Origin of the sequence: Microbulbifer thermotolerans, assembly GCF_001617625.1 — a bacterium.
GTDB classification, from domain to species: domain Bacteria; phylum Pseudomonadota; class Gammaproteobacteria; order Pseudomonadales; family Cellvibrionaceae; genus Microbulbifer; species Microbulbifer thermotolerans.
This window is the reverse complement of record NZ_CP014864.1, coordinates 2,937,890-2,957,059: the sequence shown is the minus strand read 5'-3', so window position 1 is coordinate 2,957,059 and position 19,170 is coordinate 2,937,890. Positions and strand designations below refer to the sequence as shown.

The following is a 19,170-nucleotide window of genomic DNA, read 5'->3' as shown; positions in this document are numbered from 1 at the left end:
CTTATTGGGTTTTCAGGTAAACGGACGGGTTGGTATTACTGATGCGCCAGGCGGGATAGATGCCGGCGAGCAGGCTTGCGAGAATCGCTAGTCCAATGGCCGCCAGCATCATTACCCAGTCCATGGAGGCGATCTGGTCGAGGCGCCCCATCTGTAATGTGCGAATCAGGCTTAGCCCCAGCAGCGTCAGCAGAATACCCATGACGCCGCCGATTAGCCCAATGCAGCCGCTTTCGATCAGGTGTTGACTGAAAATGGCTTTGCGGCTGGCACCCAGTGCGCGCCTGACCCCAGCTTCGGGCGCTTTGCGCAGGAACTTGGCCAGCAGCAGTGCTATCGCATTGACCACGCAGACCAACAGGAACGCCAGGGATAACCATCCCAATATCCGGTTGTCGTCGCTCAACACTTCGTTGACCACCAGCCATTCCGATGGGCGGGTCAGACCGAATTTCAGCGGACGCGGGAAATAGCCCTTGGTCTTTTGGGTCTCGATATAGGCGGCGAGAAAGTTTTCGTAGTCGTGTTTCTTTTTCTCGTTGTCCAACTCCACCCAGTACTGAACCCACACGTAATGACTGTTGAGGAGGTCTTCATAGTTACTTATATCCTCTGACTTCCAGCCATTAAGATTGCCCCAGGAGTAGATCTGTAGCTGGCGGTGTAGGCCGAATGGCATATAGATCTCTTCCGAATTTTTGAACGCACCGTTGTTCAGGTCGTAAACCTTAGGGGTCGGGTTCCAGTGTTCGATTACGCCTACGACAGTGAAGGGTTCTCCGTTCAAGTTAATTGAACGTCCCACGCTATTTTCACCATTGAACAGTTTTTCGTTGGTTTTCTTTGACAAAACCACTTCCCGGGTTGGATTTTGGTCCGAGCTTTTGTGCCAGGTGTTGCCGTAGATAAAGGGAATATCGAACAGCGCGAAGAAGTCGCGGGTGGTTACCCGGATTTGGGCTGTAAAGGGGCGCAATTCACTATTTTCCTGGCTCACGGTGGCGCCCCAGCGGTGCATAGCCACCTGCCGACTGGGAATGTCCGAACGGAGCAGGGCCTGAGCATCTCGATAAGTGAGCTCCCAGGGCATCTGGGTGTCGTTTTGGTAGGCTTTCTCCGGGGCCCAGCTGTCTAACTGTACAGCGTAGAGCCGGTCATCTTTATGTTGCAGGGCATTCTGCGACATCATGTAGTTGAGTGTCAGTGTTGTCATGGACGCGCCCACGCCCACCGCGATGGCGGCGACCATAAGGGCGCTCAACACCGGCGTACCGCGCAAGCTGCGCAGTGCTAGAGAAACGTAGTATCCAAACATAGTTTGTCTCCTCAGGCAGTCGCGGCTTCGTTGCCAAGCGCGTTTTGGTGCAGGTCGGATACCTGTCCGTCGACGATCTGAATATTCCGGTGTGCGCGGCGGGCCAGGTCGGGGTCGTGCGTTACCATAACGATGGTGGTGCCCCACTCGTTGATAAATTCCAGCAGCTCCATCACCTGGCGGGCCATCAGGGAGTCCAGGTTTCCGGTGGGTTCGTCGGCGAGCAGGAAGCGCGGTTCACCGGCCAGGGCGCGGGCTATGGCGACACGCTGTTGCTGTCCACCGGACAGCTGCGCCGGCAGGTGTTTTGCCCGGGCGGCGAGCCCTACCTGTTCGAGGGACTTTTCGATCCGTTTTTTGCGCTCCTTGGCGTTGAATCCGCGGTAGCGCAAGGGGACGTCGATATTGTCGAAAAGATTCAGGTCCGGGATCAGGTTGAAACCCTGGAAAATAAAGCCGATTTTTTCATTGCGCAGGCGTGAGCGCTCGCGATCATTCAGTCCGCTGACATCTTGTCCATCGAGCAGGTACTGCCCGCCGGTGGGGGTCTCCAGCAGACCGGCGATATTCAAAAAGGTGGTTTTGCCGGAGCCGCTGGGGCCGGTTACAGAGACGAATTCCCCCTCTGAAACCTCCAGGTTGAAATCGCGCAGCGCGTGGGTTTCGATGGTGTCGGTGCGGAAGCTTTTGCGGATATTGTGCATTTTCAGCATGGTAGTTTCCCTATAGTTCTGAGTGTTCGGTGCCTTGATACGGTTTCGAATATCTTTAGGCTGTTTTGGGGTGGGCAAAACTCTGCGTGCCCATACTTCGAATCTTTCTTTGCCGGAGCCAGCGGGTGGTCTTCTGCTGTTCTGCCTTTATTCCTTCAGTGCAACCAGTTGTGCGTTTTCCAGTTCATCTGCGGCGGAGATGATGATCCGGTCGCCCACATTGAGGCCGGACACGATTTCCACTTGGTTAAGGCCCAGTGCTCCTATCTGGATCGGTACCCGCTCTGCTTGCTGTTCACCGTTTAGACGGAAGGCGTAGCGGCCACCGCTTTGATCGAGGAAGCTGCCGCGCTTGACCAGCATCACGTCTTCGCGATTTTCCAGTAGGATGCGTGCGGTCAGACGCAGGTTCTGGCGCAGATTCTGGGGCTGTCCGTCGGTGAAGCGCACGCGAGCTTGAACTTGTCCATTGATGACTTCCGGGGAAATCGCGGTGATCTCGCCGGGCAGTTTTTTACCGCCGAGGTTGATTTCCACTGCCATATTCAGGCCCAGGTCATCGGCGTAGTTTTCCGGTACCGCGGCTTCCAGTTCGAAGCTGGTGAGGTCTACTACGGTGATCAGCGGAGCGTTGGCGGTTACGGCACTGCGCTGGGCTACCGCCAGGCTGCCGATGGTGCCGTCCACCGGTGACAGAATTTTCAGGTCGCGCACACGGCGCTCGAGCTCTTTCACTTGCAATTTTTGCTGCGAGACCTGTAGCTCCAGGGTGCGGGTTTCGAAAGTCAGGGCTTCTTTTTCAAGCTCGGCATTTTGTACAGCCTGTTGGTATTCAAGTTCGGCACGCGCCAGCTCATCGCGCGTTTTTTCGAAGTCCAGGCGGGCGATGATCTGCTTTTCCATGGAAATTTCCGCGCGCTTGAGTTCCCGTTCGGCGGCGGTGAGATTTACTTTGGCCAGATCTGCCTTCTGGCGGTTTTCCAGCTGCTGGCGCTTGGCCTGGATTTTTTGCCGCTCCAGCTCCACGCTCAGTTTGTTGAGCAGGGCTTTCTCCTGAGCCAGCTGATTAGACATCTCTGGGCTGTCCACCTCCGCCAGCAGCTGGCCCTGGGTGACGGTGTCGCCGGCCTTAACCGCGAACTTGACGATACCCTGGGCCGGGCTGAACAGGGTGGGGCTGTTGGCGGCGACTACCTTGCCTTGAACAACCAGGTCGCGGACCAGGTCGCCGCGCTCTACCTGGGCGATGTTGATGCGGGATAAGGCCAGGGTGCTGTCTACCGCGCCGGTTGCGAACCAGGCTCTGGCTCCCCAGGCCAGAAAGATAAGCGCGATGCCCGCGGCGGCGGCGGTTTTCAGGACCTTGGGGTTTTTCCACGCCGGGACGGTGGCGATTTGTACGTCCTGTCCGGAGGTGTCTCTGATCATTGTGGTTTCCCGTTCCTCGGTGTTTTGTGCCGGCGCTGTGCTTTAGGCATGTGATGCGCTGGCGATCGAATTTGGATGCGGGATATCGGCCCCGCTCACAACGTGTAGGGCAAGGGCCGTGCCAGTTTTTATTTGTTTTGTAACTTATTGAAAAATAAGGAGAATTTTATTTCTTTCCGAGGATGGTCCGGCCTGAGGGTGTCCGCTTAAAGTGTCCGCTGTCCGCCAGGACGCGGCCGGACAGCGGGGGGTATTTGTGGTAGAGTGCGCGCCCTTTTTTCGCCAACTCCCTAGCTGTTGTCTATGTTGTTTCCTTCGTTGTTTACTTCGACCAAAGCCGACTGGTTCGGCAATATACGTCGCGATGTACTTGCAGGCCTAGTGGTGGCACTGGCACTCATTCCCGAGGCCATCGCCTTTTCCATTATCGCCGGGGTGGACCCGCGGGTCGGCCTCTACGCCTCATTCTGTATCGCAGTGGTCATCGCTTTCGTCGGCGGGCGCCCGGGCATGATCTCCGCGGCCACCGGCGCCATGGCCCTGCTGATGGTGACCCTGGTGAAAGAGCACGGCCTGCAGTACCTGCTGGCGGCGACACTGTTGACCGGGGTACTACAGATAATCGCCGGCTATCTTAAGCTGGGTAGCCTGATGAGCTTTGTCTCGCGGGCGGTGGTGACCGGTTTTGTGAATGCGCTGGCGATCCTTATTTTTATGGCGCAGTTGCCGGAGCTCACCGATGTAACCTGGCATGTTTACGCGATGACTGCCGCCGGCCTCGCCGTTATTTATCTGTTCCCGCGAGTTCCGGTAGTCGGCAAGATTCTGCCATCGCCGCTGGTGTGTATATTGCTGTTGACGGCGGTCTCGGTAAGCCTGGGACTGGATATTCGTACGGTCGGCGATATGGGGGAACTGCCCGATACACTGCCGGTCTTCCTCTGGCCGGATGTGCCATTGAACCTTGAGACCTTGCAGATCATCTTCCCTTATTCCGCTGGCCTGGCGGTGGTGGGACTGCTGGAATCTCTGATGACGGCCACTATTGTCGATGACCTGACTGACACCCCCAGCGATAAAAACCGCGAATGTAAGGGGCAGGGCATCGCTAATATCGCCTCCGGCTTGCTGGGCGGTATGGCAGGCTGTGCGATGATCGGACAGTCGGTAATCAATGTAAAATCCGGCGGGCGTGGGCGTTTATCCACTCTGGTGGCTGGCGTTGGCCTGTTGACACTGGTGGTTTTCCTCAGTGATTGGGTGGCGGTGATCCCCATGGCCGCGCTGGTGGCGGTCATGATCATGGTATCCATCGGTACCTTTAACTGGGAGTCCATCCGCAATTTGCAGCGCCATCCGCTGTCCACCAACCTGGTTATGCTGGCGACAGTGGCTGTTGTAGTCTGGACCCATAACCTGGCCTATGGTGTATTTGTCGGCGTGCTGCTGGCTTCGCTATTCTTCGCCAACAAGGTGAGCCACTTTATGTATGTGGATAGTGAGCTGGACGAAGCGGAGAGCTGTCGCACCTACCGAGTGGTGGGGCAGGTGTTCTTCAACTCAGCCGATAAGTTTGTTGCCGCCTTTGATTTCAAAGAGGTGGTGGATAAAGTGGTGATCGACCTGAGCCGCGCGCATTTTTGGGATATCTCTGCGGTGCATGCGCTGGACAAGGTGGTGGTGAAGTTCCGCCGCGAGGGCGCCCTGGTGGAGGCTGTGGGGCTGAACGAAGCCAGCGAAACCATTGTCGACCGCTTCGGTGTACACGATAAGCCGGAAGAAATTGAACGGGTCCTGGGAGGCCACTGATGACCGTCAAATCAAACGACAATAACAATACCGAGGTCAACGGCAGTAGCCGGTCGGCCCGGGACGAGGCGGTAGTGCTCGCCTGTATCGATGGTTCCCACTACACGGGAGCGGTTTGCGACTACGCGGCTTGGATCTCGGTGGCGACCGGCGCGCCGCTGAAATTGTTGCACAATATTGAGCGCGGCAATGTACCTGCGGTGGCGGATCTCACCGGCAGCATCGGTCTCGGCAGCCAGGAGGAGCTGCTGGAAGAACTGACCGCGCTGGAGCAGCAGCGCGCGCGACTGATGGTGCAGCAGGGTAAATTGATGTTACAGGCGGCCAGCGAACGCGCCGGTCAGTATGGCGTGCAGGAGGTCACCAGCTGTCAGCGCCACGACAGCCTGAGCGAATCCCTGATTGAACTGGAAGATCACATCCGTGTACTGGTACTGGGGATTCGCGGCGAGGAGCACAGCGGCACGGAGCAGGGGCTGGGGACGCACCTGGAAACTGTAGTGCGTTCACTGCACAAGCCGATTCTGGTGGTGAATAAAGAGTTCCGCAGCCCCCGCCGCATTATGCTTGCCTACGACGGCAGCGAAGGCGCGCGCAAGGCGCTGGCGATGGTGTGCGAAAGCCCGCTATTCCGCGGGCTGTCCTGCCATTTGGTGCATGTGGGCCCGGCTGAGACCGCCGAAGGGCTTTTGGCGGAGGCCAGTATGCAGTTGGATCAGGCGGGGCTGGAGGTGAACGCCAGTCGCCTCGACGGTAGAACAGTGGCCGCGCTGACCGCATACCAGGCCGAGCACAAAATCGATCTGACGGTGATGGGTGCCTTCAGCCACAACCGGTTGCGGGATCTCCTGCTGGGCAGTATCACCGCCAAAATGCTGCTCAGCACTCAACAGCCGCTCCTTCTGCTGAGGTAATCCGTACGGAGTAATACCCAGAATCGCTGATTACGTCTTTAAGCGTGCTGTAGTTGGTTGCGGGGGTGCTCAGGCAATGGGGAGGACATTTCGAAAACGCACGAGTAGGTCCCTATAGCTCCGCCGGATACTTCCCTGTATCTGGCGGTTTCGAAATGTTCATTCCATTAACTGAGCATCTCATTTGGCCTCGCAACCTCGCCATCACCAGGAAGCGAATGAATCCGCGGCGCCCTGGCCCCATCCTAAAGGGCGATTTCCTGGGGCAGTACAAACCAGCGTAATTTCTCCACTTCCTCGGGCAGCTTCAGGGCGTACCGTTCGCCCTGCCGGTGTTCCCGGCGAAGCTCTTCTTCTGCTTCTGCGAGACAGGCCGCCAGTGCGTGTTCCACCTTGTCGCTACTGCCTTCGTCCGGGCCGAGATTAAGAAAATCCAGCTGGGAGAGGCTCGTTGTATTCGGTTGTGTATCCTGAAAACGCCAGATGCCGCGCTCGGTGTCGAAACGGTAGTAAGGCAGCAGACGCCAACCGTATTCCGCCACCAGTTCCACCGCCCGAACCAGGTACTCGAAGGTGTCCTCGTCGATAAAATAATTGAAATTCAAGCGTACCCAGCCCGGCCGTAACACCATATGACCTTGCACTAGCTGCGCTTCCAGTGCCTTGCTGTAGGCCATGTCCATGCGCAACAGATGGTGCCCGTAGGGACCCGCGCAGGAGCAGCCGCCGCGGGCCTGGATACCAAAGAGGTCGTTGAGCAGCGCCGTCACAAATCCGTAGTGCAGGTCTTTGCCCCGATGCTTGAAACGCAGCGAGGCGATGGCGAGTCGGGGAGCGGTTGGATTACCCAGAATTTCGATATTGTCGCAGTGGGACCAGCGCGCCAGGGCGCGGCGGATAAAGTCTGTTTCGCGTTTTTCGATTTCGCCGGTGCCCACTTGCCGCTGCAGCTTGAAAACCAGCCCGGCGCGGATCGATTCGATAATGGCCGGGGTGCCGCCCTCCTCGCGGCGCTCGCTATCGTCCAGATAGCGGTGGTCCTGCGGCGTCACATAGAGCACTGTGCCGCCGCCGGGTAGCGCGGGAATAGCGTTTTTTAACAGCTTGTCGCGGACAATCAACAGGCCCGGCGTGCCCGGGCCGCCGATAAATTTATGCGGCGAAATAAATACCGCGTCCTTGCCGCTATCGCCAGCGACATCCTGCTCACCGGTCATATCAATCGCCGTGTAGGGCGCCGCTGCGGCGTAGTCCCAGAAGGCGAGTGCGCCGTGGCGGTGCAGCAGCCGCGTCACCCTGTCCACATCCGTCTTTATGCCAGTGACATTGGAAGCGGCGGAGAAACTGCCGATCTTCAACGGGCGGTCGGTGTGGGCACGGAGCTCGGATTCCAGTGCGTCGAGATCGAGGGTGTCGTCCGGGTTCAGGGGGATGCGCACTACCTCGGCGATGCTCTCCCGCCACGGGAGCTCGTTTGAATGGTGTTCATAGGCGCCGACAAAGACCACAGGGCGCTCGCGGGGCGGTATTTGCTCGTGCAGTTTGTACTTCCGCATTAGGTCTGCCGGCAGGCGCAGGTTGAGTATATCGATCAGCTTGTGCACGGCGGCGGTAGCGCCGGCACCACAGAAGATTACCTTGTGCTCTGGTCCCGCATTGACCGCGCGCTTGATTTCCCTGCGCGCCTCTTCCCGAAGCCTTGTGGTATGTGCGCCGGTAAAGGAGGTCTCCGTGTGTGTATTGGCATAGAAGGGAAGCACCTGTGCGCGGATAAAATCCTCGATAAACCCCAGTGCGCGCCCGGAGGCGGTGTAGTCGGCATAGACAAGTGGTTTCAGGCCGAAAGGGGTCCGGATAGATGCCCGGCCGCCGATGATGGATTCACGGATGCGTTTTATTAGATGGTTCATGTTTCACTTTTCCGATTTGCGGTGCATGCGGACTCTACTCTGAAAAGGGAGGAACAATGTTTCCATCTGGTTTCATCAATGCCCTGTTTGCGATATTCCGTTTCATCTAAAATAAAAAAACGAAACGTTGGACCGATTTGTGGCCAACTTTGTGAACCTTAAGTGGAAATGGGCTATGGCGGGGCATAAATTGACCAGCTGCGATCGGCAGATTCTGGATTTGCTGCAGCGGAACGCGACGCTATCTGTCGGCGATATTGCCGAGCGGGTGGGGATTTCCAAATCCGCCTGCTGGCGGCGCATCCACAGGCTGGAAGAGGAGGGGGTGATCCGCGAGCGGGTGACGTTGCTGAACCAGGACAAAGTGAACCTGCCGTTGACGGTCTATATCGTAATCCGCACCAATCGGCACAACGATCAGTGGGCGGCGCAGTTCAATGAGGTGGTGCAGGGTATTGCGGAAATATTGGAAGTGCACCGTATGAGTGGCGATGTAGATTATCTGATTAAAGCGGTGGTGACAGACATGCCCGGTTACGACCGCCTTTATAAAGAATTGATCAAGGCGGATTTATTTGATGTGAGTTCCAGCTTTGTGATGGAAACCATGAAGCAGACCACCCGCTTGCCGCTGAACTATATCGCTTAGGGAACCTCTGATTAATTCGCGTGAACACTATGGTAGGTTCCGGGGCACTCAGGCAATAAGCTGGCCATTTCGAAAATGCACGAGTACTTCTCTGTAGCTCCGACGGATACATCCTTGTATCCGACGGTTTCGAAATGGCCAGCCTATCTCCTGAGCTTCTCATCTGGCTCCAAAGAGTTTATACGTCAGGAAGTGAATTAATCAGAGGTTCCTTAGGGGCTTCTTTTATGTGCGCTAGTGCGGCTTTGGAATCCATTACTTGTCAGTGATCGCGCTTGTTACGTAACCATTGGGCCAGTACCGCCTCGCCCAGTATGCGGTCGGATCCGGGTATCCGCAGACTGTTACGTATTTCGCTCCAGGCCCGGGAGTTTAGCCAGAGATTCAGTGCCAATACGATCAGCATGGCGATAATCGCTCCCATTCCCGCCAATAACATATCTTTCTGCGCGTCCCAGATATCCCCCTGGGAGCCGAGAAAAGCCAGGCCCAATTCTGGCGACACAGTATCGGCGGCCAGCCACTCAATAATTTCGTAGATGGAGGACAGCGCAAAGGTGACATCCACCGGGAAGAAATAGGCCCAGAAGCCCCGCAACCCGGCGAGGCGGATCAGTACTTCCCGCACCGGATAGGCGAGTAGAAGCCCGAAGCAGAAATGCACCAGGCGGTCGTACATATTGCGTTCCGCGCCGCTCCAGGCCCGCAGTGTCTCGCCAAAGGGCACTTCGGCATAGGTGTAGTGGGAGCCGATGACGTGCAGGCACATAAACAGCGTGATCAGGGTGTAGGAGACCTTGGACAGGCGGAAGGCGCGGGCGCTAATCAGAATTATCGGAACAAAAATAAAGACCAGATAATTTTCCAGCAGCCAGTCGTCCGGGTGTAAAGGCTCCCAGGCGGCCCAGCACCAAGTGAGCGCGAACAAACCCAAAAGAAACAGGTGGTAGCCGTTATAGCGGGGTTTTGTCATGGCCATCTCTCTTAGTGCAGTGCGGCGCGGTGTGGCAGAGCGGCGGTGATTTCCGCCTCGGCGTCGAGCAGTTGGTCGAGCCGTGAATCAACCTCGCTGCGCGGGAAATACTGCAGCGCCAGTTCTACAAACAATTCGTGATGACGGGCCTCACTCTCTGTAATGGTGCGGTAGAAAGTTTTCAATTGGCCCGAGGGGAGGGCATCCGCGACCAGACCGAAGCGTTCACATCCCCGGGCTTCGATAATACCGCCGGTCAAGAGCCGGTCCAGCAGGTAATGTTCGGGGCCGCGCCGGATGAGTTTGCGCAGGTTGTTGATATAGGGATCTTTTTCGTCCGGCGCCTGGTATATGCCGCGCTCGTGCATGATCTTGATCACCTGGCGGAAGTGGTTCATTTCCTCCAGGGCAAGATTGACCATCGACTCCACCAGCAGCGGCTTATCCGGGTAGTGGGAGAACATGGATACCGCCATGCCCGAGGCTTTTTTCTCGGCGGCGGCGTGATCCTGTAAAAAGCGGTCGAAGTCGGCCAGTACCGGCTCTGTCCAGGTGGTGGGCGTTGTGAACCTGAGTTGAAACATGGTTGGCGGCGGTTGCTTATAGAGAGATGATTATACCGCCGCCGCAATGAAGCCCAAGACATTATTATCCGAGCGCCCCGAAGCAACAGGAGCGCTTGTGCGGGGAATTCAGTGGGCGCTCAACTGGCCATCCGCTGTTCCCGCAGTTCCAGTTCGCGCTGTGTTGCCTGGTGTGCCTCTTCTAGTGTCATTCCCGCCTTCTTGTGTGGGGTGGGGTTTCCCTCTGCGTCCAGGGCTACGAAAACGATGCGTTCCACTTGCAGTATCAGGGCGCGGGTCTGTTTGTTGCGCACCTCGCAGCGTATGGTCAGAGAGGTGCGGCCTATATCCACCACTTCGAAGCCAAATTCCACCACGTCACCACAGAAGGCGGAGCTGACAAAGTCAATTTCCGACATCAGTTTGGTAACTACTATGGGGGTGCCCATCTGGCATCCGGCGAAGATGGCTGCCTCCTCATCTATCCACGCCAGTAACTGCCCGCCAAACAGTCTTTGTGCCGGGTTGAGATCACCGGGTTTTACGAAGTGACGTGAGTAGTATTTCATTGCGAACCTCGCTGTTGCCATTGGTTCCGGATTACGCCGCTTGTCCAAGCGGCCTCAACTTACAATTTGCATACATCCAATCTGCATACAGCGTGCCAAGACGGAGTGGCCCGGCAGTGCCAATTTGGCGCCCATCGCTCCTTCCGTGCTGTACCGGGAGACCGCACTGGCCAAACCGCGCCCCCGAATAGGGCGGGGCGGAGGATCTGGCCGAGGAAATGGAGATTCTGGACAGCGCCGAGGGCCACCCGGGTGCTCGGCTATGGGACTCAACGCGCGATGCCATTAGAATGAGCGGCCAGTGTGACCGAACAACCACGATTCCCAGATCAGAGGGGGAACAGAAAGGCATGATCATTCAGCCGAAAGTACGCGGATTTATCTGTACCAACGCCCATCCGCAGGGCTGTGCCGCCAATGTGCGCGAGCAGATCGAGTATATTCAATCTCAACCGGCCATCTCCGGTGGCCCCAAGAATGTGCTGGTGGTGGGTGCCTCCACCGGTTACGGCCTGGCCTCCCGCATCACCGCGGCTTTCGGCTGCGGGGCCAAGACGCTAGGGGTTTTCTTCGAAAAACCGCCGACGGAAAAGCGCACGGCATCCGCGGGCTACTACAATGCCGCCGCTTTCGAGCAAGAGGCACACAAGGCGGGCCTCTACGCCAAGAGTATCAATGGCGACGCCTTCTCCGATGAGGTCAAGGCTCAGGCTATAGAGATGATCAAGGCCGATATGGGCCAGGTGGATCTGGTGATTTACAGTCTGGCTTCACCCCGCCGCAAGGACCCGAAAACCGGCGAGCTCTACAGCTCTGTGCTCAAGCCGATCGGCAAGCCCTACACGGCCAAGAACCTCAATACCGACAAGCTGGAAATCTCCGATATCACCTTGGAGCCCGCCAGTGAGGAAGAAACCGAGGCAACGGTTAAGGTCATGGGGGGCGAGGACTGGGAGTTGTGGATGAACGCTCTCAGCGAGGCCGGGGTGCTGGCGGATGGCTGCAAGACCGTCGCCTACACCTATATTGGCGAAAAGCTTACCTGGCCCATTTACGGTCACGCCACTATCGGCAAAGCAAAGGAAGATCTGGACCGCGCCGCCGGCGCCATTACCGCGAGCGGTGTTGCCGATGCCCATGTGGCCGTATTGAAGGCGCTGGTGACCCAATCCAGCTCCGCAATCCCCGTAATGCCCCTGTATATCTCTCTGGTATACAAGGTGATGAAGGAAGAGGGAACCCACGAGGGCTGTATTGAGCAGCTGTACCGCCTCTATACAGAAGGCCTCTACACCGACAGCCCGCGCCTGGATGAGGCAAACCGATACCGCATGGACGACAGGGAGTTGCGCCCGGAAACCCAGGCTGAGATCGAGAGGCTGTGGCCGGAGGTGACGGCGGAAAACCTGTTCGAGCTGACTGACTTCAAGGGCTACCAGGAAGACTTCCTGAAACTCTTTGGTTTCGGTATCGACGGTATTGATTACGACGCGGATATCAGCCCGATCGTCGAGGCGGATTTCCAGTAATTGAGCCGGTAAGTCCCGAGGCCCGGCGCGCAGGCCCCGCGGTTACAGGCCGCGGGGTGAAGCTGCGGGCGGGCCCGCTCAATGAGTATACTTTCCAGGAGCCTGCCAGCTTGCATGCGGTTCAGGGAGAGGGCCGCATTATCTATCCTTTGATATGCAGGAGCCTTCCATGAAGTACCGCCGGCTGGGCCAAACCGACCTCAAAGTCAGTCAGATTTGCCTGGGCACCATGACCTATGGTGAGCAGAACACCGAGGCCGAGGCATTTGAGCAACTGGATTACGCCCTGGATCAAGGGGTCAACTTTATAGACTGCGCCGAGATGTACCCGGTGCCTCCGCGTCCGGAGACCCAGGGGCGCACAGAGGAATACATCGGGAACTGGCTGGCGGCGCGGGGTAACCGCGACAAAGTCATACTGGCCACAAAAGTGGCCGGGCGGGGCGAAATCAATTCCGGTGTAAACCATATCCGGGGCGGTCCGCGTCTCAGCCGGGAACAGGTCCTCGAAGCTTGTGACGGCTCCCTAAAGCGCCTGCGCACCGATTACATCGACCTCTACCAGATACACTGGCCCGAGCGCCGCACAAATATTTTCGGCCGCCGCAGTTACGAGCACAGTTGTGACTATGGCATCGCCATTGCCGAAACCCTGGATGCCTTGGAAGCGCTGATCAAGGCGGGCAAGGTGCGCCATATCGGTATCTCCAATGAGACGCCCTGGGGGATACACCACTACCTGTGGCTTGCTGCACATGATGGCAAGCCGCGCATTGCCTCCATACAGAACCCGTATAATCTGCTCAACCGCATTTTTGAAATCGGCTGCGCGGAAATGGCAATACGCGAGCAGTGCGGCCTGCTCGCCTACTCACCCTTGGCGTTTGGTGTCCTCTCCGGTAAATACCTGGGCCGACGTTGGCCCGAGGACGCGCGTTTGACGCTATTTCCGCGCTTCCAGCGCTATACCAACGAGCGCGCGCTGCAGGCTACCGAAACATATGTCAAGATAGCGCGGCAACACGGTCTGGACCCGGCCCAGATGGCTCTGGCTTTCGTTAATCAGCAGCCTTTTGTCACATCCAATATTATCGGCGCCACCACTATGGAGCAGCTGAAAAACAACATCGCCAGTATTGACGTGCGGCTGAGTGATGATCTGCTGATGGCGATCGAGTCCGTCTATGCGATGAACCCCAACCCCGCGCCCTGACAGCGGTGACAGGTGGAGGGTATGGCTGTAATGATATTTATTGCCGCCCAAGGCGGCCCGATCAATTACAGGGAGTGAATATGGAAACCACTGGCTATCACAATCTAAAGGATCTTTTCGCTCAATTGGGCATGGACTCCGAGGACGCTGCCATTGAGGCTTTCCTGGAGCGCCACCGGTTGCGCGACCAGGAGCAGCTTTCCGATGCACATTTCTGGTCGGAAGAGCAGCGACGCTTCCTGAAGGAGGCGATACTTGCTGATGCCGATTGGTGTGAGGCGGTGGACGAACTGGACACCCGCTTGCGCCGCTGAACGGCTGTTGATACCTACTCGTTGAGTCGCCCCGGCTCAAGCTTGCCTCAGATCCGGGGGTAGCGCTGCTCTGCCCGCCTATCCATAACAAGCCCCCTGCCGCTATAATGCGCCGCTTTCGACCTGCGGCGGACAGCCGCGCTCCAGAATAATCGTTCCGATGGAAAAACCCCGATTCCGCGCGGCGTTGCTGTATCCGCGCTACTGGCCCACTTGGCTATTGTTCGGCTTCTGGTTCCTCGTCGCCCAGTTACCCTACCGCTGGCAACTCGGGCTGGGGCGGGTGCTGGGGCGGCTGATGCTGCGCCTTGCCCCCGCACGCCGCACTATCGCCGAACGCAACCTGGTGCTCTGTTTGCCCGAATTGTCCGCCGCTGAGCGGGCGGACTTGTTGCGGCGCAACTTCGAGTCCAATGGTATTGCCCTGATGGAAACCGGTATGGCCTGGTTCCGCTCATCCAGGTGGCTGCGCAAGCGTTTCACTATCGAGGGATTGGAATATCTGCGCGAGCCCCAGTCCCGCGGCCAGGGAGTGGTGCTGATGGCGATGCATTTCACCACGCTGGAATTGGGAGCTGCGTTTATGGCCATGTGCCATAAAGTGGACGGTATGTACCGACCGCACAAGAACCCGGTCTACGATTATATGCAGCGCAAGGGGCGCGAGCGCCACGGAGAGGATTCCGAGGTCTATCAGCGCAAGGATGTACGCGGCATGCTGCGCGCGCTCAAACGCGGTCGCGCGGTATGGTACGCGCCGGATCAGGATTACGGTATTAAACAAGGCGTTTTCGCACCGCTGTTCGGGATTCCCGCAGCAACGGTGACGGGGACTTCGCGCTTTGCCCGTGTCGGCCGCGCCCTGGTGGTGCCCTATACGACCACACGGGTCGATGACGGCTGCGGGTACCGGGTCAAAATCTACCCGCCGATCGAGGAAATCCCCTCCGGCGACGAACTGAAGGATGCAATTCTGGTCAATCAGTTTGTCGAGGCGCGTATCCGGGAGAACCCGGCGCAGTACATGTGGGTGCACCGGCGCTTCAAAACCCGCCCGGAGGGCGAGCCGAATGTTTATGAGGGTGTCCGCAAGAAGAAAAAAAAGCGCAGAAAGAATCGCCGCTGACAGGGGCTTTACCCCATCGGCGACGCTGATCGCGGGGCGCGAATTGCCCCGCTCGAGCCAATTGAAGGGCGCTAGTGGCCGGGTGGCGAGGGCTGGTATCCACGGGGCGCCCTCAGTAACATACCGGTGTCATTTTTGGGCAGCCATCTCCCTAGGGGATGGGGATGTGAAATAAGGAGTTAGGATGTTTTCCGGCAGTATGGTGGCGTTGGCTACCCCAATGTATGCAGACGGCAGCCTGGACTGGGACAGCCTGCACAACCTGGTGGAATGGCATATTGAACAGGGCACCCGAGCCCTGGTTGCCGTGGGTACCACGGGAGAATCCGCGACCCTCGATGTGGGCGAGCACATAGAGGTGATCCGGCGCGTGGTGGATCAGGTGGCGGGACGCATCCCGGTAATTGCCGGCACCGGCGCCAACTCTACATCCGAAGCCATTGAACTCACGGAGGCGGCCGCCAAGTGCGGTGCCGATGCGTGCCTGCTGGTCACCCCCTACTACAACAAGCCCACGCAGGAGGGGCTTTTCCAACACTACAAAGCCATCGCCAAGGCGGTATCCATACCGCAAATTCTCTACAACGTGCCCGGACGCACCGCAGTGGATCTGCTGCCGGACACGGTCAGGCGCCTGGCGCCGATTGCCAATATCGTCGGCGTCAAGGAGGCGACCGGTGACCTCGAGCGGGCCCGCGAGCTACTGGATACACTGCCGAAGGAATTTGCCGTCTATTCGGGGGACGATGCGACCGCGATGGAGCTGATGTTGATGGGCGGCCACGGCAATATCAGTGTTACCGCCAATGTTGCACCGGCGGCGGTGGCGCAGATGTGCGAGGCGGCAATGGCTGGCGACGCCGATACGGCCCGCGCCATCGATCAGCGTATCCGCATACTGCACGAAGTGCTGTTTTTGGAGTCCAACCCGATACCCGTGAAATGGGCGCTGCGGGAAATGGGACGAATCGATGGCGGTATCCGCCTGCCGCTTACCAGCCTCTCCCCGGAGCACCACGCGACAGTGCGCGAGGCGCTGCGCAGCGCGGGTGTTCTCTAGCCCGCGACACACAAAATCAGTTAGGAAACAGATAATGACAAGATTGACCGCCGGAGCCGTTCTCTGTATCGCCGGTTTCGCACTGACTGGCTGTGGCCTGTTCGGCAGCGAAGGGTATTTCCGCGACCGCAGTGACGACTATCAGCGCGCCGCCAGCCTGCCGCCGCTCCAACTGCCCGAGGGGGTCACAGCCAAACACCAGGAAGAGCTGTACGAGATACCACACATCGCCAGTGCCGAGCCCCTGCAGGGTGAATTCGAGGTGCCGCGTCCGCAACCCCTGTCATCCAATGTCGGCCTGGACCGGGTCAAGATACAGAAACTCGGTAACCGGCGCTGGGTACTGGTCTCGCTGCCACCTGCCGAGGTCTGGCCACAATTGCACTATTTCCTGCGCTCATCCGGCCTGCAACTTGAAGTGTCCGATGCCAGTGCCGGTATTCTGGAGACGGCCTGGCTGCAGTTCGAGAACAGTCCAGATACCAAGGACAAGTACCGTTTGCAGGTGGAGTCCGGGGTACAGCCGGATACCACCGAGGTTCATGTACGCCACCTGTCGGTGCCTGCCGATGCTCCGGTTGGAGGCAGTGTCAACTGGCCTGAGCGCTCCACCAGTCCCGAGCGCGAAGGTTGGATGATCGATGAAATGTCTACCGCGCTGGCGACTGAGTCCACCGGTGCGGCCGCTTCCCTGGTGGCCCAGGCCATCGGTGGCACCACCGTCAAGGTTCAGCTCCAGGAGCCCGCCGGGCGCGAACCCTATATTTCCATGAACCTGGCCATGGACCGCGCCTGGGCGACTGTGGCCCACGCCCTCAGCTCCGGCGCCTACCGCTTGCACCAGGAGGACGCCGCCGTCGGTATCTTCTACGTTACCTACGACGAGGACCGCGAATTGTCCGATGAGGATGAAGGCGGCTGGTTTTCCTGGGGCAGCAAGGGCGAGGACAAACAGGCTGAAGCCGCAGAACAGGTGAGCCTGCAGCAGGTGCTGGCCAATATCGATCCGAACAGCGATGCCGAACCCGCACTGTTCGAGGGAATTGAAGGCCTCGGTGGCGCGCCGGCTGCCGAGTACCCCGGGTATCTTGTCGTGCTGCGGGGCGCTAATGAACAGATAGAGGTCCGGGTCCGCAATACCCGGGGGCAGCAGCTGTCCCGCGCCAAGGCGGCACAGCTGCTGATGGCCATCCGCCAGAACCTGATTTAATGAGCCTGCGTTTCGCTTCACTGGGAAGCGGCAGCAAGGGCAACGGCACCCTGGTCGCCAGTGGCGGCCACTGTCTGCTGGTGGACTGCGGCTTTACCATCAAGGAAACCGAGCGGCGCATGGCGCGGCTCGGGGTTTCTCCCGCGGACCTGTCCGCAATACTGGTGACCCACGAGCACAGCGATCATCTGTCCGGTGTGGCGCCGCTGGCGCGCAAGTATAAGTTACCCGTCTATTTGACCCCAGGAACCCTGCGCGCCCGCGATATCGGGGTGTTGCCCGAAGTACATTTGATTGAGGGCCACCAGCCGTTTGCCGTGGCAGATATCCAGGTCACTCCCGTGGCCGTTCCCCACGATGCCCGCGAGGCGGCGCAGTTTGTCTTCCGCTGCCGCGGCAGCAGTCTCGGGCTGTTGACGGACCTCGGCACTGTGACACCTCACGTCGAATCGCACTTTGGCGCCTGTGATGCCCTGGTGCTGGAAGCCAATCACGATCCCCGGATGTTGGCTCAAGGTCCCTATCCTCCATCTCTGAAGCGGCGTGTGGGCGGCGCCTATGGCCACCTGAGCAACCAACAGGCCGCCGGATTTCTTGAGCGCGTCGGCGCTGAGCAGCTGCAGCATCTGGTGGTGGCACATATCAGTGAAAAGAACAACACCTTGGAGCTGGCCCGAGAAGCCTTGGCCGAGGCTGCCGATAGCGTTGCCAACTGTCTCTTTGCTTGCCAGCAAAGGGGATTTGACTGGCTGCAGGTAGAACCGGACTGACCGGCGGCGTGGCCACCCCCTTTAATGCCCATCCGCTGCGCTTTATTACCGGGAGCCCGGTCTGGGCAACAGAAAGGAGCCCACAATGGAAACTCTATTGATCTACCTGATCGTTGGCGCCGTTGCCGGTACTATTGCCGGGCTTTTCGGCGTCGGCGGCGGTTTGATCATCGTGCCGGCACTGGTGCTCGTCTATACCGCCCTGGGAATCCCTGCTGAAATTCTCACTCATATGGCGGTGGCGACTTCACTGGCCACCATTGTTATCACCTCCCTCAGCTCCATTCGAACCCATCACCTCAAAGGCGCGGTGGACTGGCGTGTCTTTCTATCCATGACCCCGGGTATTCTCCTTGGCTCTTGGTTGGGCGGGGTGACTGCTCACTTGCTTCCAGGGGCTTGGCTTCAGCTGCTGATCGGCATTTTCGCGCTGGTGATTGCCGTCAGAATGTGGCGCGCTGGGCGGCGCCCCGCGACGCTGTTGGCAGATGGTGAAAAACTGCCGGGAGGCCCATTTCTGGCCGGTGTCGGTGGCGTGATCGGCTGGGCGTCCGCAATATTTGGTATTGGCGGCGGCTCCCTGACCGTGCCGTTCCTGACCCGCTGCCGTGTGCAGATGCAACGCGCTGTAGCCACTTCCGCCGCCTGTGGATTACCCATTGCTGTGGCCGGTGCCATCAGCTTTGCCGTACAGGGCTGGGGAGAGCCGCAACTGCCGGCCTGGAGCAGTGGCTATATCTACTGGCCCGCTTTTTTCGGCATAGTCGTTGCCAGCACTCCCTTTGCCCGCATTGGCGCTAATCTGGCGCACAGGATGTCGCCGCAACTGTTGAAGAACTGCTTCGCGGGGCTCTTGTGTGTGATTGGGGCTCGGTTTATTTGGTTGAATGCGGGCTTGGTACTCGGACATTGATCTTGTCGTCGATGGCGATGGAAAGAGGTGTGCCCGCGGTCAGGGATGGACTTGCCATTGGGGTGGGTTGCGCCGATGAGGCCTTCTATTGCTCGTTTTCCATCATCGACTTCGGACCCGTCTTCAGCACCCTATATCGTTAGGGAACCTCTGATTAAGTCACTTTCTGGTGGCAGAGGCGCTTCGGGGGCG

18 protein-coding genes are annotated in these 19,170 nt (G+C 58.5%); 11 read left to right on the top strand and 7 right to left on the bottom strand.

Translation table 11 applies throughout. The annotated features are described in order from the left end of the window. Position 1: 1 nt before the first annotated feature. The 3 genes from A3224_RS12300 to A3224_RS12290 all read right to left on the bottom strand — a co-directional run bounded on the left by A3224_RS12300 (position 2) and on the right by A3224_RS12290 (position 3,456). Entirely contained in the window at positions 2-1,315 is a 1,314-nt protein-coding gene (locus A3224_RS12300) for an ABC transporter permease (RefSeq protein ID WP_067155087.1), read from the bottom strand. An 11-nt stretch (positions 1,316-1,326) separates the two neighbouring features. After that, complete coding sequence (locus tag A3224_RS12295) at positions 1,327-2,028, bottom strand: ABC transporter ATP-binding protein (protein WP_067155084.1); 702 nt, start codon at positions 2,026-2,028, stop codon at positions 1,327-1,329. Between the two features lie 147 nt (positions 2,029-2,175). After that, positions 2,176-3,456, bottom strand: a complete 1,281-nt coding sequence (locus A3224_RS12290; RefSeq protein ID WP_067155082.1) for an efflux RND transporter periplasmic adaptor subunit — start codon at positions 3,454-3,456, stop codon at positions 2,176-2,178. Positions 3,457-3,759: 303 nt separating this feature from the next. On the opposite strand from A3224_RS12290, the gene A3224_RS12285 reads away from it, so the two are divergent. Both A3224_RS12285 and A3224_RS12280 read left to right on the top strand, forming a co-directional pair. Next, the gene (locus A3224_RS12285; protein WP_067155079.1) at positions 3,760-5,265 is read left to right on the top strand and encodes a SulP family inorganic anion transporter; all 1,506 of its coding nucleotides are present in this window, start codon (positions 3,760-3,762) and stop codon (positions 5,263-5,265) included. Next, complete coding sequence (locus tag A3224_RS12280; RefSeq protein WP_082817517.1) at positions 5,265-6,179, top strand: universal stress protein; 915 nt, start codon at positions 5,265-5,267, stop codon at positions 6,177-6,179. Before A3224_RS12285 ends, A3224_RS12280 begins: the two co-directional genes overlap by 1 nt. 245 nt (positions 6,180-6,424) lie before the next feature. On the opposite strand, the gene A3224_RS12275 is transcribed toward A3224_RS12280, so the two are convergent. After that, on the bottom strand, positions 6,425-8,089 hold the full coding sequence (locus tag A3224_RS12275) for an aminotransferase class V-fold PLP-dependent enzyme (protein ID WP_067155076.1): 1,665 nt from the start codon (positions 8,087-8,089) through the stop codon (positions 6,425-6,427). Between the two features lie 175 nt (positions 8,090-8,264). On the opposite strand from A3224_RS12275, the gene A3224_RS12270 reads away from it, so the two are divergent. After that, positions 8,265-8,738, top strand: coding sequence for an Lrp/AsnC family transcriptional regulator (locus tag A3224_RS12270; RefSeq protein WP_067155073.1), 474 nt, complete (start codon positions 8,265-8,267; stop codon positions 8,736-8,738). 262 nt (positions 8,739-9,000) lie between these two features. Here the strand turns inward: A3224_RS12270 and A3224_RS12265 are convergent, their stop codons facing one another. The 3 genes from A3224_RS12265 to A3224_RS12255 all read right to left on the bottom strand — a co-directional run bounded on the left by A3224_RS12265 (position 9,001) and on the right by A3224_RS12255 (position 10,843). Next, on the bottom strand, positions 9,001-9,711 hold the full coding sequence (locus A3224_RS12265) for a DUF2238 domain-containing protein (RefSeq protein WP_067155070.1): 711 nt from the start codon (positions 9,709-9,711) through the stop codon (positions 9,001-9,003). Positions 9,712-9,722: 11 nt separating this feature from the next. Beyond that, complete coding sequence (miaE, locus tag A3224_RS12260; RefSeq protein ID WP_067155067.1) at positions 9,723-10,295, bottom strand: tRNA-(ms[2]io[6]A)-hydroxylase; 573 nt, start codon at positions 10,293-10,295, stop codon at positions 9,723-9,725. Between the two features lie 119 nt (positions 10,296-10,414). After that, on the bottom strand, positions 10,415-10,843 hold the full coding sequence (locus A3224_RS12255; RefSeq protein ID WP_067155064.1) for an acyl-CoA thioesterase: 429 nt from the start codon (positions 10,841-10,843) through the stop codon (positions 10,415-10,417). A gap of 350 nt (positions 10,844-11,193) precedes the next feature. Here A3224_RS12255 and fabV point away from each other — a divergent pair, with 350 nt between their 5' ends. The 8 genes from fabV (at position 11,194) to A3224_RS12215 (ending at position 18,978) form a co-directional block, all read left to right on the top strand. Further along, entirely contained in the window at positions 11,194-12,372 is a 1,179-nt protein-coding gene (gene fabV, locus A3224_RS12250; RefSeq protein ID WP_067155061.1) for an enoyl-ACP reductase FabV, read from the top strand. 169 nt (positions 12,373-12,541) lie between these two features. Beyond that, entirely contained in the window at positions 12,542-13,585 is a 1,044-nt protein-coding gene (locus tag A3224_RS12245) for an NADP(H)-dependent aldo-keto reductase (RefSeq protein ID WP_067155058.1), read from the top strand. A gap of 80 nt (positions 13,586-13,665) precedes the next feature. Continuing rightward, on the top strand, positions 13,666-13,899 hold the full coding sequence (locus A3224_RS12240; protein WP_067155055.1) for a DUF2789 domain-containing protein: 234 nt from the start codon (positions 13,666-13,668) through the stop codon (positions 13,897-13,899). Positions 13,900-14,059: 160 nt separating this feature from the next. Continuing rightward, positions 14,060-15,025, top strand: a complete 966-nt coding sequence (gene lpxL / locus A3224_RS12235) for an LpxL/LpxP family Kdo(2)-lipid IV(A) lauroyl/palmitoleoyl acyltransferase (protein ID WP_067155052.1) — start codon at positions 14,060-14,062, stop codon at positions 15,023-15,025. 184 nt (positions 15,026-15,209) lie between these two features. Then, on the top strand, positions 15,210-16,085 hold the full coding sequence (gene dapA, locus A3224_RS12230; protein WP_067155049.1) for a 4-hydroxy-tetrahydrodipicolinate synthase: 876 nt from the start codon (positions 15,210-15,212) through the stop codon (positions 16,083-16,085). Positions 16,086-16,119: 34 nt separating this feature from the next. Next, complete coding sequence (bamC, locus tag A3224_RS12225; protein ID WP_067155046.1) at positions 16,120-17,295, top strand: outer membrane protein assembly factor BamC; 1,176 nt, start codon at positions 16,120-16,122, stop codon at positions 17,293-17,295. Continuing rightward, complete coding sequence (locus tag A3224_RS12220; protein WP_067155042.1) at positions 17,295-18,065, top strand: MBL fold metallo-hydrolase; 771 nt, start codon at positions 17,295-17,297, stop codon at positions 18,063-18,065. Before bamC ends, A3224_RS12220 begins: the two co-directional genes overlap by 1 nt. A gap of 85 nt (positions 18,066-18,150) precedes the next feature. Then, positions 18,151-18,978 carry a sulfite exporter TauE/SafE family protein gene (locus tag A3224_RS12215; RefSeq protein ID WP_067155039.1) on the top strand — a complete coding sequence of 276 codons (828 nt, stop codon included), beginning with the start codon at positions 18,151-18,153 and terminating at the stop codon, positions 18,976-18,978. The last annotated feature ends 192 nt before the right edge of the window (positions 18,979-19,170 follow it).

What these genes read in the sequence shown, in the direction of transcription:
- A3224_RS12265 (WP_067155070.1), bottom strand. Translation starts at nt 9,711, where the DNA reads ATGACAAAACCCCGCTATAACGGCTACCACCTGTTTCTTTTGGGTTTG.
- A3224_RS12280 (WP_082817517.1), top strand. Translation starts at nt 5,265, where the DNA reads ATGACCGTCAAATCAAACGACAATAACAATACCGAGGTCAACGGCAGT.
- A3224_RS12245 (WP_067155058.1), top strand. Translation starts at nt 12,542, where the DNA reads ATGAAGTACCGCCGGCTGGGCCAAACCGACCTCAAAGTCAGTCAGATT.
- A3224_RS12285 (WP_067155079.1), top strand. Translation starts at nt 3,760, where the DNA reads ATGTTGTTTCCTTCGTTGTTTACTTCGACCAAAGCCGACTGGTTCGGC.
- A3224_RS12270 (WP_067155073.1), top strand. Translation starts at nt 8,265, where the DNA reads ATGGCGGGGCATAAATTGACCAGCTGCGATCGGCAGATTCTGGATTTG.
- lpxL (WP_067155052.1), top strand. Translation starts at nt 14,060, where the DNA reads ATGGAAAAACCCCGATTCCGCGCGGCGTTGCTGTATCCGCGCTACTGG.
- A3224_RS12275 (WP_067155076.1), bottom strand. Translation starts at nt 8,089, where the DNA reads ATGAACCATCTAATAAAACGCATCCGTGAATCCATCATCGGCGGCCGG.
- A3224_RS12220 (WP_067155042.1), top strand. Translation starts at nt 17,295, where the DNA reads ATGAGCCTGCGTTTCGCTTCACTGGGAAGCGGCAGCAAGGGCAACGGC.
- A3224_RS12215 (WP_067155039.1), top strand. Translation starts at nt 18,151, where the DNA reads ATGGAAACTCTATTGATCTACCTGATCGTTGGCGCCGTTGCCGGTACT.
- miaE (WP_067155067.1), bottom strand. Translation starts at nt 10,295, where the DNA reads ATGTTTCAACTCAGGTTCACAACGCCCACCACCTGGACAGAGCCGGTA.
- A3224_RS12255 (WP_067155064.1), bottom strand. Translation starts at nt 10,843, where the DNA reads ATGAAATACTACTCACGTCACTTCGTAAAACCCGGTGATCTCAACCCG.
- A3224_RS12240 (WP_067155055.1), top strand. Translation starts at nt 13,666, where the DNA reads ATGGAAACCACTGGCTATCACAATCTAAAGGATCTTTTCGCTCAATTG.
- A3224_RS12290 (WP_067155082.1), bottom strand. Translation starts at nt 3,456, where the DNA reads ATGATCAGAGACACCTCCGGACAGGACGTACAAATCGCCACCGTCCCG.
- A3224_RS12300 (WP_067155087.1), bottom strand. Translation starts at nt 1,315, where the DNA reads ATGTTTGGATACTACGTTTCTCTAGCACTGCGCAGCTTGCGCGGTACG.
- dapA (WP_067155049.1), top strand. Translation starts at nt 15,210, where the DNA reads ATGTTTTCCGGCAGTATGGTGGCGTTGGCTACCCCAATGTATGCAGAC.
- fabV (WP_067155061.1), top strand. Translation starts at nt 11,194, where the DNA reads ATGATCATTCAGCCGAAAGTACGCGGATTTATCTGTACCAACGCCCAT.
- A3224_RS12295 (WP_067155084.1), bottom strand. Translation starts at nt 2,028, where the DNA reads ATGCTGAAAATGCACAATATCCGCAAAAGCTTCCGCACCGACACCATC.
- bamC (WP_067155046.1), top strand. Translation starts at nt 16,120, where the DNA reads ATGACAAGATTGACCGCCGGAGCCGTTCTCTGTATCGCCGGTTTCGCA.